The organism is Pseudarthrobacter sp. PvP090 (assembly GCF_040547365.1).
Taxonomy (GTDB): domain Bacteria; phylum Actinomycetota; class Actinomycetes; order Actinomycetales; family Micrococcaceae; genus Arthrobacter.
In genome coordinates this window covers 199,108-213,939 of the sequence record NZ_JBEPPO010000008.1, presented here as the reverse complement: position 1 = coordinate 213,939, position 14,832 = coordinate 199,108, and the positions used below count along the sequence as shown (strand labels likewise).

13 protein-coding genes are annotated in these 14,832 nt (G+C 68.2%); 6 read left to right on the top strand and 7 right to left on the bottom strand.

Annotated features, from left to right (window positions below; genetic code table 11):
* Positions 1–186: 186 nt before the first annotated feature.
* From ABIC21_RS11785 to ABIC21_RS11760, 6 genes are all read right to left on the bottom strand, one after another.
* Complete coding sequence (locus ABIC21_RS11785; protein WP_056434018.1) at positions 187–519, bottom strand: metal-sulfur cluster assembly factor; 333 nt, start codon at positions 517–519, stop codon at positions 187–189.
* A 13-nt stretch (positions 520–532) separates the two neighbouring features.
* Positions 533–1,330 carry a Fe-S cluster assembly ATPase SufC gene (gene sufC / locus ABIC21_RS11780; protein WP_354350581.1) on the bottom strand — a complete coding sequence of 266 codons (798 nt, stop codon included), beginning with the start codon at positions 1,328–1,330 and terminating at the stop codon, positions 533–535.
* A 90-nt stretch (positions 1,331–1,420) separates the two neighbouring features.
* Entirely contained in the window at positions 1,421–1,780 is a 360-nt protein-coding gene (locus tag ABIC21_RS11775) for a non-heme iron oxygenase ferredoxin subunit (RefSeq protein WP_354350580.1), read from the bottom strand.
* Between the two features lie 27 nt (positions 1,781–1,807).
* Positions 1,808–3,094, bottom strand: coding sequence for a Fe-S cluster assembly protein SufD (sufD, locus tag ABIC21_RS11770; RefSeq protein WP_354350579.1), 1,287 nt, complete (start codon positions 3,092–3,094; stop codon positions 1,808–1,810).
* Complete coding sequence (gene sufB, locus ABIC21_RS11765; protein WP_354350578.1) at positions 3,094–4,557, bottom strand: Fe-S cluster assembly protein SufB; 1,464 nt, start codon at positions 4,555–4,557, stop codon at positions 3,094–3,096. The genes sufD and sufB overlap by 1 nt, the downstream gene beginning before the upstream one ends.
* Entirely contained in the window at positions 4,557–5,435 is an 879-nt protein-coding gene (locus ABIC21_RS11760) for a helix-turn-helix transcriptional regulator (RefSeq protein ID WP_354350592.1), read from the bottom strand. The genes sufB and ABIC21_RS11760 overlap by 1 nt, the downstream gene beginning before the upstream one ends.
* 113 nt (positions 5,436–5,548) lie before the next feature.
* Here ABIC21_RS11760 and ABIC21_RS11755 point away from each other — a divergent pair, with 113 nt between their 5' ends.
* The 3 genes from ABIC21_RS11755 to ABIC21_RS11745 are packed head-to-tail and all read left to right on the top strand — an operon-like array spanning position 5,549 to position 8,275.
* Complete coding sequence (locus ABIC21_RS11755; RefSeq protein ID WP_354350577.1) at positions 5,549–6,517, top strand: ABC transporter ATP-binding protein; 969 nt, start codon at positions 5,549–5,551, stop codon at positions 6,515–6,517.
* Entirely contained in the window at positions 6,514–7,323 is an 810-nt protein-coding gene (locus tag ABIC21_RS11750; protein ID WP_354350576.1) for an ABC transporter permease, read from the top strand. The genes ABIC21_RS11755 and ABIC21_RS11750 overlap by 4 nt, the downstream gene beginning before the upstream one ends.
* A 7-nt stretch (positions 7,324–7,330) precedes the next feature.
* Positions 7,331–8,275, top strand: a complete 945-nt coding sequence (locus ABIC21_RS11745; RefSeq protein WP_354350575.1) for a COX15/CtaA family protein — start codon at positions 7,331–7,333, stop codon at positions 8,273–8,275.
* Between the two features lie 126 nt (positions 8,276–8,401).
* Here the strand turns inward: ABIC21_RS11745 and ABIC21_RS11740 are convergent, their stop codons facing one another.
* Entirely contained in the window at positions 8,402–9,364 is a 963-nt protein-coding gene (locus tag ABIC21_RS11740; protein ID WP_354350574.1) for a heme o synthase, read from the bottom strand.
* Positions 9,365–9,883: 519 nt separating this feature from the next.
* On the opposite strand from ABIC21_RS11740, the gene tkt reads away from it, so the two are divergent.
* The 3 genes from tkt (at position 9,884) to ABIC21_RS11725 (ending at position 14,829) form a co-directional block, all read left to right on the top strand.
* Positions 9,884–12,001 carry a transketolase gene (gene tkt, locus ABIC21_RS11735; protein ID WP_354350591.1) on the top strand — a complete coding sequence of 706 codons (2,118 nt, stop codon included), beginning with the start codon at positions 9,884–9,886 and terminating at the stop codon, positions 11,999–12,001.
* A 69-nt stretch (positions 12,002–12,070) separates the two neighbouring features.
* The gene (gene tal / locus ABIC21_RS11730) at positions 12,071–13,189 is read left to right on the top strand and encodes a transaldolase (RefSeq protein WP_354350573.1); all 1,119 of its coding nucleotides are present in this window, start codon (positions 12,071–12,073) and stop codon (positions 13,187–13,189) included.
* A gap of 5 nt (positions 13,190–13,194) precedes the next feature.
* A complete protein-coding gene (locus ABIC21_RS11725) occupies positions 13,195–14,829 on the top strand; it encodes a phosphoglucose isomerase-related protein (RefSeq protein ID WP_354350572.1) in 1,635 nt (544 codons plus the stop codon).
* Positions 14,830–14,832 lie beyond the last annotated feature (3 nt).

Below are 14,832 nucleotides of genomic sequence, written 5' to 3'. Positions count from 1 at the left end.
GGTCAACTAAGCACCGGTCGACTAAGCACAGAGTATTCCAGCGGCAGCGCGGCGGGGGGGGGGGGGCCCCCCCCCCCCCCCCCCCCCCGGGGGGGCCCCCCCCCCCCCCCCCGGGGGGGCCCCCCCCCCCCGGGGGGGCGCCCCCCCCCCCCCGCCGTCGTTATTGCCTCAGGGAGGCGGTGGGACCTAGATGTTGAAGCCCAGCGCGCGCATCTGGTCGCGGCCGTCCTCGGTGATCCGTTCCGGACCCCACGGCGGCATCCATACCCAGTTGAGGCGCCATTCGTCGACGACCCCGTCCAGGGCCTTGCCGACCTGCTCCTCGATGACATCGGTGAGCGGGCAGGCGGCCGTGGTGAGCGTCATGTCGATGAGCAGGGCGCCGTCGTCGTCCGAGTACTTCAGGCCGTACAGCAGTCCCAGGTCAACGATGTTCACGCCCAGTTCAGGGTCGATCACGTCCTTGAGTGCTTCCTCGACATCCTCGAGGCCCGTGCGGGCCACATTGAGTTCGGTCATTGCCAAGTCCTAACTAGGCCTGTGCTGCGGCGGACGCGGCAGCGATGGTGGCTGCTCCGGCGCCGGTGGCGTAGCGGTCGTAGCCTTCTTCTTCCAGGCGGTCGGCGAGCTCCGGGCCGCCCTCTTCCACAACCTGGCCGTCAACGAACACGTGCACGAAGTCCGGCTTGATGTAGCGCAGGATCCGGGTGTAGTGCGTGATGAGCAGGGTGCCCATGTTGCCTTCCGAGTGGGCGCGGTTGACGCCCTCGGAGACAACCTTGAGCGCGTCGACGTCCAGGCCGGAGTCGGTCTCGTCCAGGATGGCGAACTTCGGCTTGAACAGCTCGAGCTGGAGGATCTCGACGCGCTTCTTCTCGCCGCCGGAGAAGCCCTCGTTGACGTTGCGCTGGGTGAAGTCGGCGTCGATGCGCAGCTGTGCCATGGCGGCCTTGACGTCCTTGGTCCAGGTCCGCAGCTTGGGTGCTTCGCCGTCGATGGCCGTCTTGGCGGTGCGCAGGAAGTTCGTCATGCTGACGCCGGGAACCTCGACGGGGTACTGCATGGCCAGGAACAGCCCGGCGCGGGCGCGCTCGTCGACGCTCATCGCGAGGACGTCTTCGCCGTCCAGCGTGATGGTGCCGGCGGTGACGTTGTAGCGCGGGTGCCCGGCGATGGTGGACGCCAGGGTGGACTTGCCGGAACCGTTCGGGCCCATGATGGCGTGGGTCTCGCCGGTCCGGATGGTCAGGCTGACGCCCTTCAGGATTTCCTTCGTGCCCTGCTCGGTGTCAATGCTGACGTGCAGGTCCTTGATTTCAAGAGTAGACATGTGCCTTGTTCTCCTCTGCACCGTGCCCTCCGGCACTGTGCGGTTTCTTGTCGATAAGTTCTGTTGTGCGGGTTTGCCGGCTGCGGGCAGCTAGCTGAAGGTCGGGGCCTCGGCGCCGTTCAGGACATTGGTGAAGTCCACGTAGACCTCGTCATCCAGGACGGTTACGGCAAAGACGGGAACCGGATCATAGGCCGGCAGCTGGAGCGGCTCGCCGCTGCGCAGATCGAACTGGGAGCCGTGGCCCCAGCACTCGATCTTGCAGCCTTCAACCTCACCTTCGGAGAGGGAGATGTCCGCGTGCGAGCAGGTGTCACCGATGGCGTGGATCTCGCCCATCGAGTCCTTCACGATCGCGACAGGGTAGTCGTCGACCAGGATCCGCAGCGCCTGCTTGAGGTGGATCTCACTGGCGTTGCAGACGAGCTCGCCTCTTGGCTGTTCAGTCATTGATGGGTTCCTGTGCTTCCGTGCTGGCTAGTGATTCGTGGCCGCGAGTTCGCGTTCGACGGCGTCCGTGAGGCGCTCCTCGATGGCGGGAACCTTGATCTGCTGGATGATCTCGTTCAGGAAGCCGCGGACCACCAGACGGCGGGCCACCTCTTCCGGAATGCCGCGGGCCATCAGGTAGAACAGGTGCTGGTCATCGAACCGTCCGGTGGCGCTGGCGTGGCCGGCGCCGGCGATCAGGCCGGTCTCGATTTCCAGGTTCGGCACGGAGTCGGCGCGGGCGCCGTCGGTGAGGACCAGGTTGCGGTTGGCCTCATAGGTGTCGGTGCCTTCTGCTTCCTTGCGGATCAGGACGTCACCCACCCAGACGGTGTGCGCGTTGCGGCCCTGCAGGGCGCCCTTGTACAGGACGTTGGACTTGCAGTTCGCGACGGCGTGGTCCACGAAGAGGCGCTGCTCCAGGTGCTGGCCGGCGTCGGCGAAGTACAGGCCGAACAGTTCCACTTCGGCGCCCGGGGCGGTGAAGCGGGCCGACGGGGTGACGCGCACGAGGTCGCCGCCGAGGCTGACGACGATGTGCTTGAACTTGGCGTCGCGGCCGAGCTTCGCCTGCTGGGAGGAGGCGTGCACGGCGTCGTCGTTCCATTCCTGGAGCGAGATGACGGTGAGCTGCGCGCCGTCCTCGACGAGGATTTCGATGTTTTCCGACACGACGGCGGTGCCCTGGTGGTCCAGGACCACGACGGACTTGGAGAACTTCTCCGCCACAATCACCACGTGCTGGGCGGAGGCCTCGGTGCCCTGGCCGGTCAGCAGGACGCTGACCTCGCCGTCGACCTGGACCTCGGCCGGGACCGTGATGACGGTGGCTTCGGTGAAGTTCTCCCAGGCGTTCGCGGAGACACGGTCCTCGGGAATCGCTGCGGAGCCGATCCGGCGGTCGTCGCGGCCGACGGTCTCAACGGTGACGCTGTCCGGGGCGGTGACGCTCACGGACGGCGCGGTCCCGTTCAGGACCTCGGTGTGCAGGCCGCGGAGGCGCTTGAGCGGGGTGAAGCGCCAGTCCTCCTCCATGCCGGTCAGCGGCTTGAAGTCCGCCAGCTTGTACGAGGTCAGGCGTCCGGCGCGTGAGCTGTCCGGAACGCCGACGCCGCCGCCGTGCGAGTGCCGCTTGACGGCTTCGCCCGCGAGCGGGGACTTGGACTCCGCGGCGTTCAGCGGTGACAGGCTTTCGCCTTCCTCGGTGAAACCGTTGATGAACGGCTTGGCTGAGGGCGCGCCAATGCGGGCCTTTTCAGTAGTGATGTCAGTCATTAACCGACCGATCCTTCCATCTGCAGTTCAATCAGGCGGTTCAGCTCAAGGGCGTATTCCATCGGCAGCTCACGGGCAATGGGCTCGATGAAGCCGCGGACGATCATCGCCATGGCCTCGTCTTCGCGCATGCCGCGGGACATCAGGTAGAACAGCTGCTCTTCGCTGACCCGCGAGACCGTGGCCTCGTGCCCCATCGTGACGTCATCCTCGCGGATGTCGATGTACGGGTACGTGTCCGAACGGCTGATGGTGTCCACCAGGAGCGCGTCACAGCGGACCGTGTTGGCCGAGTGCTTGGCGCCCTCGCGGACCTGGACCAGACCGCGGTACGCGGCGCGGCCGCCGCCGCGGGCCACGGACTTGGAGACAATCGAGCTCTTGGTGTTCGGCGCGATGTGGACCATCTTGGAGCCGGTGTCCTGGTGCTGGCCTTCGCCCGCGAACGCGATGGACAGGGTCTCGCCCTTGGCGCCCTCGCCGACGAGGTACACGGCCGGGTACTTCATGGTGACCTTGGAGCCGATGTTGCCATCGATCCACTCCATCGTGGCGCCCTCTTCGCAGATGGCGCGCTTGGTGACCAGGTTGTACACGTTCGTGGACCAGTTCTGGATGGTCGTGTAACGGACGCGGGCGCCCTTCTTCACGATGATTTCCACCACGGCGGAGTGCAGCGAATCCGAGGTGTAGATCGGCGCGGTGCAGCCTTCGATGTAGTGGACGTAGGAGTCCTCGTCCGCGATGATCAGCGTGCGCTCGAACTGGCCCATGTTTTCCGTGTTGATGCGGAAGTAGGCCTGCAGGGGGATGTCCACGTGGACGCCCTTGGGCACGTACACGAAGGAACCGCCGGACCAGACAGCCGTGTTCAGCGAAGCGAACTTGTTGTCGCCCACCGGGATGATGGTGCCGAAGTACTCCTGGAAGATCTCCGGGTGCTCGCGCAGCGCGGTGTCCGTGTCCAGGAAGATGACGCCCTGCTGTTCCAGGTCCTCACGGATCTGGTGGTAGACAACCTCGGACTCGTACTGCGCGGCGACACCGGAGACGAGGCGGCTGCGCTCGGCTTCCGGGATGCCCAGCTTCTCGTACGTGTTCCGGATGTCCTCTGGGAGGTCTTCCCAGGTTGCGGCCTGCTTTTCCGTGGACCGCACGAAGTACTTGATGTTGTCGAAGTCGATGCCGGAGAGGTCTGCACCCCAGGTCGGCATGGGCTTGCGGTCGAAGTACTTCAGACCCTTGAGGCGCAGGTCCAGCATCCACTCCGGCTCGCTCTTCTTGGCCGAAATGTCGCGGACGACGTCCTCGTTGATGCCGCGGCGGGCGTTGGCTCCGACGTCGTTCTTGTCGGACCAGCCGTACTCATAGGTTCCGATTCCGTGGAGCTCGGGATTCTTTTCCAGAATCTCCGAAATCACAGTGGATTCAGCAACCTTCTTCTCTGATAGTTGGTCCGTCATCACGGCCTTTCTTGCAGATGGTTGGATACTTCGTCCAGGCTGCCCGGGGTGGTGGCGGGGCTGTGCGCCCCCCTGGCCGCCGGACGGCCTGTAGGTATGTGGGTGGTGCAGACGTGCCCGCCGCGTGCCAGCGTGGAGAGCCGGCGGACGTCGACGCCGACCAGCCGGGAGAACACGTCGGTCTCGACGTCGCAGAACACCGGGAACTGCGCGGCCAGCTGCTGGATGGGGCAGTGTCCCTGGCAGAGCTGGACGCTGGAGAGCGCCGCCGGCAGGGGCGCCTTGGCCTCGATCGACGTCGTGGAGGCCACGAACCCGTCGCGGCTCAGCGCCTCGGACAGCGCCTGGGCCCGGGCGGTGATGTCCGGACCGGCGGCGTCGATTTCCGGGGCGTACCGGCGTTCCATCTCGCCGAAGCGTTCGACGGCGAACTGCCGCACGGCGTCGGGCCCGGCCATTTCGCCGAGGCGCTGCAGTGCCAGGGTGGCGATGTCCAGGTAGTCGTTGCCGAGCGTGGACTGGCCCTGGGAGCTGAGGACATAACGGCGGGCGGGGCGCCCTGCGCCGGCGCCGGCACGGGCTGCCCGCTTGACCTCAATTACGCCGTCGCGGGAGAGGTGGTCCAGATGCCGCCGGACGGCGGCGGGTGTGAACCCGAGCAGTTCGCCGAGTTCGGCGGCGCTGATGGGGCCGTGTTCCAGGACGGCGTTCAGCACGCGGTCACGGGTGCGCTCTTCGGCGTCGACCGCCGGGAAGGCGGTGGCCGCCTGGGCTGCCACTGACCCCGCCGCCAAGGATCCCGCTGTCCCGGCCGGGGCTGCCGACGCCGTGCGCAGGCGGCCGCGCACGGTAGGCGCGACAGACGTGGAGGGGCTCATGGAATACACAACACAATCATGTCGTAATTTAGTCCCCCAGGCCAGTAAGGCATGGCTATCCTCCGGCCACCGCCGTCCGGTACCCGACGTACTACATCCCGTAGAATGCTGTGGTGCGATCCCCCGAATCCCCCGTCCTGTCCATCAGCGGGCTAGTCAAGGATGTTGGGCCGCTGCCCACCCTCGACGGCAAAATGCTGCGCGTGGTCAGCGGCCTTTCCCTCGTCGCCGAACGCGGACAGGTCACGGCACTCCTCGGTGCCAACGGCGCGGGCAAGACCACCACCATCGAGTGCGCCCAGGGCCTGCAGAAACGCACCCACGGCAGCATCAGCCTCCTCGGTGAGGACCCGGACACCGCGGGGGCCCGACTGCGCGCCCGCGTCGGCGTGATGCTGCAGGACGGCGGGCTGCCGCCGTCGGCGCGTCCCATTCCCCTGCTTAAGCATATTGCCGGGATGTACCAGGACCCGTGGCCGGTGGGTGAGCTCATCGACCGCCTGGGCATCGACACCTTCAGCCGGACGTCCGTGCGGCGGCTCTCCGGCGGGCAGAAGCAGCGGCTCGCGCTCGCGGCCGCGCTCGTGGGCAACCCCGAGGTGCTCTTCCTCGACGAGCCGAGTGCCGGCCTGGACCCGCAGTCGCGCCAGCTCGTGTTCGAACTCATCTCCGAACTCCGCAACCGCGGGATGGGGATCATCCTGACCACCCACCTCATGGACGACGCCCAGCGCCTCGCCGATTACGTCTACATCATCGACGCCGGCCGCAACGTCGCCGAGGGGACGGTCGCGCAGCTCCTGCAGCACCCCCTCCCGCCGGAGGCCGGGGAGCAGCACATCCGCACCCTATTGTTCGAGACCGAGCCCGGGCTGGATTTCACCGGCGTGCTGCCCGACGGCGTCGACGTCACCGAGGCGCGGGCCGGCAGCTACGCCGCCACCGGCGCGCTGACCGCCGCGGACCTCGCCACGATCACGGCGTGGTGGGCCGCGCGGGGAATCATGCCCCGCTCGCTGAGCCTAGAGGCCCGCAGCCTTGAGGACGTCTTCCTCGACATCTCCGGAAGGGAGATCCGATGACCCGCCACAGTGCCGCACTGGGCGGCGCGCCGACGGCCAGCGCCGCCCCGGCCCGCCCCCTCGGCAGCGCACCGGCCCCGCTGCTGCGGCGCATCGCGCAGCAGGGCAGGTACGAAACGATCACGATGCTCCGGAACGGCGAACAGCTGATCCTGGCGGTCGTGCTGCCGCTGCTGGCCATGGTGGGCCTGACGGTCACGCCCCTGCTGGACGGGTTCGGCGCGAGCCGGATCAACGTTGCCGTGCCGGGGATCCTCGCGCTCTGCGCCATGTCCACGGCGTTCACCGGCCAGGGCATCTCCACCGGGTTTGACCGCCGCTACGGGGTCCTGCGGTTCCTCTCCACCACCCCCCTCGGGCGCACCGGGCTGATCGCCGGCAAGGTCCTCGCGGTCCTCGCCGTGCTGGCGCTGCAGGTGCTCGTGGTTACTGCCGTGGCCCTGCCGCTGGGCTGGCAGCCGGATCCGCTGGGCTGGGCTCCGGGGCTGGCGCTGCTGGTGCTCGGCGCGGCGGCCTTCACGGCGCTGGGCCTGCTCGTCGCCGGGACGGTCCGGCCGGAGGCGACCCTCGCGATCACCAACCTGCTGTGGATCCTGCTGGGTGCCCTCGGCGGGATCGTGATCCCGGCCGAGCGGCTGCCCGCGCTGCTGCAGTCGATCGTGCAGTTCCTCCCCTCCGGCGCCTTGGGACAGGCCATGAGGGAAGCTTTCCTGTCGGGCACGGTCAGCCCTGTCCCGGTACTTGTCCTGCTGCTCTGGACGGCGATCGCCGGCGGCGCAGCCACCCGTTGGTTCAAATGGAATTGAGAAAACTGTGAGCACGGCCTCCCGCCCTCCCCGGACCGCGTCCCGGAACATCGCCTGGCTGCCCGTCACCGTCAACACGACGGTGAAGCGGCTGGCGGTCCTGTCCCTGATCGGCCAGACGGTGCTGATCGTGACCGGCGGCGCGGTCCGCCTCACCGCCTCGGGCCTGGGCTGCCCCACCTGGCCGCGCTGTACGGACGCTTCGCTCGTGAACACCCCGGAAATGGGCATCCACGGCATCATCGAATTCGGCAACCGGCTCCTGACCTTCGCGCTGGCCGCCGTCGCCGTCGCCATGCTGGTGTACCTGTGGAACCTCCGCAAGGAACGCCGGGACCTCTTCCTGCTGGCCCTCGGCCTGCTCGCCAGCATTCCGGCGCAGGCCGTCATCGGCGGCATCACGGTGCTGACCCAGCTGAACCCGTGGGTCGTTGGCCTGCACTTCCTGGTCTCGATGGCCCTCGTGGTCGTCGCGACCCTGCTGGTCAACCGCGCCTACGGGCGGACGGGGAAATTCCGGGTGGCTGAACTGCCCGCCCTGCCGGGCGTCGCGCGTCCGCTCATGACCGCCGTCGCGCTGTTCTCCGCCGTGGCCGTCTGCCTGGGCGTTGTGGTCACCGGCGCCGGCCCGCACGCGGGTGACGCCGACGCCCCGCGCAACAACCTGGACTGGGACCTGTTCTCCCACATCCACGCGGTGCCGGCATACCTGGTGACCGCCGGGGTGCTGTTCGCGCTCTACCTCGTCATCCGCGACCGGATCCCGGGCCCGTTCCGCACCGCCGTCGTGATGCTCCTGGGCGTCACCGTGCTGCAGGCCGTCATCGGCTTCACGCAGTACTACAACGGCATCCCGGCGCTCCTGGTCGCGGCGCACATGCTCGGCGCCGCCCTGCTGATGAGCGCGGCCACCAACGCCGCCGACCTGGCCCGCAGCAGCCCGGTCAAGTAAGCCCGCCGCAACAACCGGTCGGATCAACCCGCCGCGCACGAAACAACGCGGGGTCACCTACCGCCCATCCGGACGCCCGGAATGGGCCGTAGGTGACCCCGCGTTGTGGTTGCGGAGGGGCGGGAGCTACCCGCCCATGATGGGGGAACCGACGAACGGGTCGACGGCGAGGGCGATGAAGAGCAGGGTCAGGTAGCTGATCGAGCCGTGGAAGACCTTCATGGCGCCCTTGTTGGACACGTCACCGGCCTGCGCCCGGTTGTACAGGGCGTGCGATTCGTAGAGGAACCAGGCACCGGCGAGTACCGCGGTGGCGGTGTACACCCAGCCGGCACCGCCGGCCGGGACCAGCAGCAGCGAGCACGCCACCATGGCCCACGCGTACAGCACCACCTGCACCGAGACGACCTTGGCCCCGGCGATCGCACCGAGCATCGGCACGTTGGCGTTGCGGTAGTCCTCGCCGTAGCGCATGGACAGCGGCCAGTAGTGCGGCGGCGTCCACAGGAAGATGACCATAAAGAGCACGACGGCGGGCCACTCGACCGTGTTGGTTACGGCGGCCCAGGCAATCAGCACCGGGAAGCAGCCGGCCGCCCCGCCCCAGACGATGTTCTGGGCCGTGCGGCGCTTGAGGATCATCGTGTAAATGACCACATAAAAGACGATCGCACCCAGCCCGAGCCAGGCGGCAAGCGGATTGGCGCCGAACCAGAGGATCGCGATCGCCGCCGCGCCGAGGAGCCAGGAGAAGACCAGCGCCTCGCGCGGGGTCACCTCGCCCGTGACGAGCGGCCGGTTCTCGGTGCGGTGCATGAGCTTGTCGATGTCGCGGTCGATGTAGCAGTTAAAGGCGCCGGCGCTGCCGGCGGCAAAGGCGCCGCCCACCAGGGTCGCCACGATCAGGCCAATCGAGGGGAAGCCGCGCTCCGCGTAGATCATGGTCGGCAGGGTGCTGACCAGCAGGAGCTCGATGACGCGGGGTTTCGTGAGCGCAAGATAGGCCTTGGCTTTGCGGGCGAAGCCGACTCTTCCGCGGATGGGCGAAGCGTTCAGCGGCGTTTCTGTTGTGCTCACGGTGGCAGTCACTCTGTTCTGTCTGGCTGTTCAGTCCGGCTGGTTCCGCAACGCGGGTTGCATATCGGAGGGGTCCTCGCGCAGCGCTCAGGCGTGTCCCCGCCCCCGTTGGTAGCCACGAACCATCATACCGTGCAGGCACAGCGTGACGGGTCCCGGGAACACCGCCGCGGAGACCCCGTGATTCGAACAGATTAACGCGGGCTCACAGCCGCCGCGGCCGCCGGTGATTCATATAAGCGACAAATCCGGTCCAATTGGTGAGATATACAGCACCCGGGCAGTGGAATAGGGCTAAGCTGTCTGCAGATCAGCGCGCACAGGAACGGCCAAAAGGCCTTAGCTATTGCCTCACGTACCTGCCTGCAGTTTTCCGCAGGCGTGCACCGGCACACGCCGCTGAATGATAGATCAACGTTTCGATGGTGAACGGCTGGTACGTACCGCAGCGGGCACCGAACTGTGCCCCGGACGGGACTGACCATACCACCCGCCATCAGCACAGAGAGGGGCCCGGTTTTCGTGCCACATTTGGAAGAGCAAGAACTGTCTTGGACCAGCTTGGACCAGCGCGCCGTGGACACCATTCGTGTCCTCGCCGCCGACGCGGTGGAGAAGGTCGGCAACGGCCACCCCGGCACCGCGATGAGCCTGGCTCCGGCCGCCTACCTTCTCTTCCAGAAGCTGATGCGGCACGACCCGAAGAACCCCGACTGGCTGGGACGCGACCGTTTCGTCCTCTCCCCCGGCCACACCTCCCTGACGCTGTACATCCAGCTCTTCCTTTCGGGCTACGGCCTGGAACTGAAGGACCTTGAGGCGCTGCGCACCTGGGGTTCGCTGACCCCGGGCCACCCGGAGTACAAGCACACCGCCGGCGTCGAGATCACCACCGGCCCGCTGGGCCAGGGCCTCGCCTCCGCCGTGGGCTTCGCCTACTCCCAGCGCCGCCAACGCGGGCTGTTCGACGCCGACGCCGCCCCGGGCACCAGCCCGTTCGACCACACCGTCTGGGTCATCGCCTCCGACGGCGACCTCCAGGAAGGTGTGACCTCCGAGGCCTCCTCGCTCGCCGGGCACCAGGAGCTCGGCAACCTCGTCGTGATTTACGACGAGAACCACATCTCCATCGAGGACGACACCGACATCGCCTTCACCGAGGATGTCCTGAAACGCTACGAGGCCTACGGCTGGCACACCCAGCGCGTGGACTGGACCCGGACCGGGGAATACAAGGAGGACGTGCAGGAACTGCACGCCGCGCTCCTCGCCGCCAAGGCCGAGACGGGCAAGCCGTCCATCATCTCGCTGCGCACCATCATCGGCTACCCGGCCCCCAAGAAGCAGAACACCGGCAAGATCCACGGCTCCGCCCTCGGCGCCGAGGAAGTCGCCGCACTGAAGAAGGTCCTCGGCTTCGACCCGGAACGCACTTTCCAGGTCGACGACGACGTCCTGGCCCACGCCCGTGAAGCCGTGGACCGCGGCGCAGCCGCCCGCAGCGAATGGCAGGCATCCTTTGAGGCCTGGCAGTCCGGCAACGCCGAGGCAGCCGCGCTGCTCGAACGCGTCGAGGCCCGCAAGCTTCCCGCCGAGCTCGATTCCGCACTCCCGGTCTTCGAAGCAGGCAAGGACGTCTCGACCCGCGCCGCGTCCGGCAAGGTCCTGAACGCGATCGGCCCCGTCATGCCGGAGCTGTGGGGCGGCTCTGCCGACCTCGCCGAATCCAACAACACCACGATCGAGGGCTCGCCGTCGTTCATCCCGGCCTCCCGCTCCACGGACGCCTGGAAGGGCAACCCCTACGGACGAGTGCTGCACTTCGGCATCCGCGAGCACGCCGCCGCGTCGATCGTGAACGGCATCAGCCTGCACGGCCGCACCCGCGCGTTCTCCGGCACGTTCCTGATCTTCAGCGACTACCAGCGCCCCGCGATCCGCCTCGGCGCCCTCATGGGGGTCCCGTCGCTGTATGTCTGGACGCACGACTCGATCGGCCTCGGCGAAGACGGACCGACCCACCAGCCGGTGGAACAGCTCGCCTCGCTCCGGGCCATCCCGGGCCTGGACGTCGTCCGGCCCGGCGACGCGAACGAGGTCGCAGCCGCCTGGAAGGTCATGCTCGAGAACCACGAGAACCCTGCCGGCATCGTGCTGACCCGCCAGAACATTCCCACCTATGCCCGCGGAACGTCCGACGCCGAGGGTGACACCTTCGGTTCCACCGCCGGCGTCGCCAAGGGCGGCTATGTCCTGGCGGAGGCCTCGGCCAACGGCCAGACCGCCGCAGCGCAGGTCATCCTGATCGGCACCGGCTCGGAAGTCCAGCTGGCCGTTCATGCCCGTGAAGCGCTCCAGGCCGAGGGCATCCCCACCCGCGTGGTGTCGATGCCGTGCGTGGAGTGGTTCAACAAGCAGGACGCCGCCTACCGCGAAGCGGTGCTCCCGGCTGCAGTCAAGGCACGCGTATCCGTCGAAGCCGGGCTCGCCCTGGGCTGGAAGGAATTCGTCGGCGACGCCGGCCGTTCCATCAGCCTCGAGCACTTCGGCGCCTCGGCGGACTACAAGCGCCTGTTCCAGGAATTTGGCATCACCGCGGAGGCCGTTGCCGCCGCAGCCAAGGAATCCCTCGCGGGCCTCCCGGCCTGACCCCAACTTCACGCATTCCGGGCCGCCGCCCCACCTGACGGCGGCGGCCCCAGACTTCAGGAGTTACACATGAGCACCACCCCCACCCAGCAGCTGTCCGACGCCGGCGTCTCCATCTGGCTTGATGACCTCTCCCGCGGCCGCCTCAACACCGGCACGCTGCGCAAGCTGATCGAAGAGAAGAACGTCGTCGGTGTCACCACCAACCCGTCGATTTTCCACGCGGCCATCACCACCGGCCACGACTACGACGACATCATCGCCGCCAAGGCCGCCGCCGGCGCCGGCGTCGAGGAGACCGTCTTCGCGATCACCACGTCCGACGTCGCCGACGCCTGCGACCTCTTCGCCCCGGTGGCCGCAGCCACGAAGGGCGTCGACGGCCGCGTCTCGATCGAGGTTGACCCCCGCCTCGCCTGGGACACCGCCGGCACCATCACCGAGGCCAAGGAACTCTTCGCCCAGGTCAACAAGGACAACGTCCTGATCAAGATCCCGGCGACCCTCGAGGGCCTGGAAGCCATCACGGCCACGCTCGGCGCCGGCATCAGCGTCAACGTCACGCTGATCTTCTCGCTGGAGCGCTACCGCGCCGTCATCAACGCGTTCCAGTCCGGCCTGGAGCAGGCCAAGGACAACGGCCACGACCTCTCCAAAATCCACTCGGTCGCGTCCTTCTTCGTCTCCCGCGTCGACGCCGAAATCGACAAGCGCCTCGACGCCGTCGGCACCGACGAGGCCCGCGCCCTCAAGGGCAAAGCCGGCCTGGCCAACGCCCGCCTGGCCTACCAGGTCTACGAGGAGCTCTTCTCCACCGAGCGCTGGGCCCTGCTGGCCGACGCCGGAGCCCTCCCGCAGCGCCCGCTGTGGGCATCCACCGGCGTCAAGGACCCGGCCTACCCGGACACTCTGTACGTCACGGAACTCGTCGCTCCCGGCGTCGTGAACACCATGCCGGAAAAGACCCTCGACGCCACGTTCGACCACGGCACTGTCACGGGCAACACGATCAGCCGCGGCTACGATGACGCCAACGCCACCCTGAACGCCCTGGACGCCCTCGGCATCTCCTACAACGAGGTCGTCGCGGTGCTCGAGTCCGAAGGCCTCGACAAGTTCGTGGCAAGCTGGAAGGAACTGCTGGCCGACGTCGAGGGCGCCCTCGCCGCTGCAGGGAAGGGCGCATAGTCCCCATGACTACTCTCAGCTACGACGCCACGGGCGCCGCCCGCCTGGCCCACGAACAGCACCTGCCCGCCCTGCTGGAAGACAAAGTCGCCACCCGGATCTTCGCCAAGGACCCCACCCTGTGGGGTCCCGACGCCGAAGCCGAGGCGTCCGTCCGGCTCGGCTGGGTCGAGGCGGCCACCGTCTCCCAGCACCTGGTGGCGGACATCCTGGCCCTCCGTGACGCCCTGCGCGCCGAAGGCGTCAGCCGGATTGTCCTCTGCGGCATGGGCGGATCCTCGCTGGCCCCCGAGGTCATCGCCGGAACCGCCGGCGTCGAGCTGACCGTGCTGGACAGCACCGATCCGGAACAGGTCGCCGCCGCACTTGCGGACCGGCTGGCCGAAACCGCGATTGTGGTGTCCTCCAAGTCCGGCTCCACCCTGGAGACGGATTCGCAGCGCCGGATCTTTGAGCACGCCTTCACCGAGGCCGGGCTCGACGCGAAGAGCCGGATCATCATCGTCACCGATCCGGGCTCGCCACTGGACAAGGCCTCCCGCGAGGCCGGCTACCGCGCCGTGTTCAACGCGGACCCCACCGTCGGCGGCCGCTACTCGGCGCTCACCGCGTTCGGGATGGTTCCGTGCGGACTGGCCGGCGTGGACATCCAGGCCTTCCTGGACGAGGCGGAGGAGGCCGCCGAGGTCCTCAACGAGGACGGCGAGGAGAACATCGGCCTCGCCCTCGGTGCGGCGCTGGGCGGCACCAACCCGCTGCGCGACAAGATCGTCATCGCCGAGGACGGTTCCGGGATCAAGGGCTTCGCGGACTGGGCTGAACAGCTCATCGCCGAATCCACGGGCAAGCTCGGCACCGGCGTGCTGCCGGTCGTCGCCGGGCCGTCCTCCCCGGAGGCCACCCTCGGCGCCCCCGACGTCCTGGTGGTCCGCCTCGTCGCCGCGGACGCCGACGTCGAACTGGGCGAGAACGAGGTCGCGATCGCCGGCGGCCTGCCCACCCAGATGATGACCTGGGAGTTCGCCACCGCCGTGGCCGGGCGGCTCCTCGGGATCAACCCCTATGACCAGCCCGACGTCGAGGCCGCCAAGGTGGCCGCCCGCGGCTTGCTGGACGCCCAGCCGGAACCGACACCGGCCAACTTCACCGACGGCGCCATTGAGGTCCGCGGCGGGGACTGGCTCGGCGGCGCAAGTACCGCGGCCGAAGCGGTCAGAGCCCTGCTCGGCGAGCTGGGCCCGGACAACTACCTGAGTGTCCAGGCCTACTTTGACCGGCTCGCCTACGCGCCCCTTGAGGGGGTCCGGGACCAGCTGGCAGCCGCCAGCGGCCGGCCCGTGACCTTCGGCTGGGGTCCGCGGTTCCTGCACTCCACCGGGCAGTTCCACAAGGGCGGCCCCGCGATCGGCGTCTTCCTGCAGGTGACGGCCGCGTCCGCCACTGACCTGGCCATCCCGGACCGTCCGTTCACCTTCGGCGAGCTGATTTCCGCGCAGGCCGCCGGCGATGCGCAGGTACTGTCCGAACACGGCCGCCCGGTCCTCCGCCTGCACCTCACGGACCGCGCCGCCGGTGTCCGCCAGCTGCAGGACCTCGTCTCCACGCTGGCCGGCCAGGCAGTCCCCTCCTCCGAAAGCTAAGGC

Excerpts from the sequence above, each read along its gene's own strand:
- ABIC21_RS11785 (WP_056434018.1), bottom strand. The coding sequence starts at position 519 with ATGACCGAACTCAATGTGGCCCGCACGGGCCTCGAGGATGTCGAGGAA.
- sufC (WP_354350581.1), bottom strand. The coding sequence starts at position 1,330 with ATGTCTACTCTTGAAATCAAGGACCTGCACGTCAGCATTGACACCGAG.
- ABIC21_RS11775 (WP_354350580.1), bottom strand. The coding sequence starts at position 1,780 with ATGACTGAACAGCCAAGAGGCGAGCTCGTCTGCAACGCCAGTGAGATC.
- sufD (WP_354350579.1), bottom strand. The coding sequence starts at position 3,094 with ATGACTGACATCACTACTGAAAAGGCCCGCATTGGCGCGCCCTCAGCC.
- sufB (WP_354350578.1), bottom strand. The coding sequence starts at position 4,557 with ATGACGGACCAACTATCAGAGAAGAAGGTTGCTGAATCCACTGTGATT.
- ABIC21_RS11760 (WP_354350592.1), bottom strand. The coding sequence starts at position 5,435 with ATGAGCCCCTCCACGTCTGTCGCGCCTACCGTGCGCGGCCGCCTGCGC.
- ABIC21_RS11750 (WP_354350576.1), top strand. The coding sequence starts at position 6,514 with ATGACCCGCCACAGTGCCGCACTGGGCGGCGCGCCGACGGCCAGCGCC.
- tal (WP_354350573.1), top strand. The coding sequence starts at position 12,071 with ATGAGCACCACCCCCACCCAGCAGCTGTCCGACGCCGGCGTCTCCATC.
- ABIC21_RS11725 (WP_354350572.1), top strand. The coding sequence starts at position 13,195 with ATGACTACTCTCAGCTACGACGCCACGGGCGCCGCCCGCCTGGCCCAC.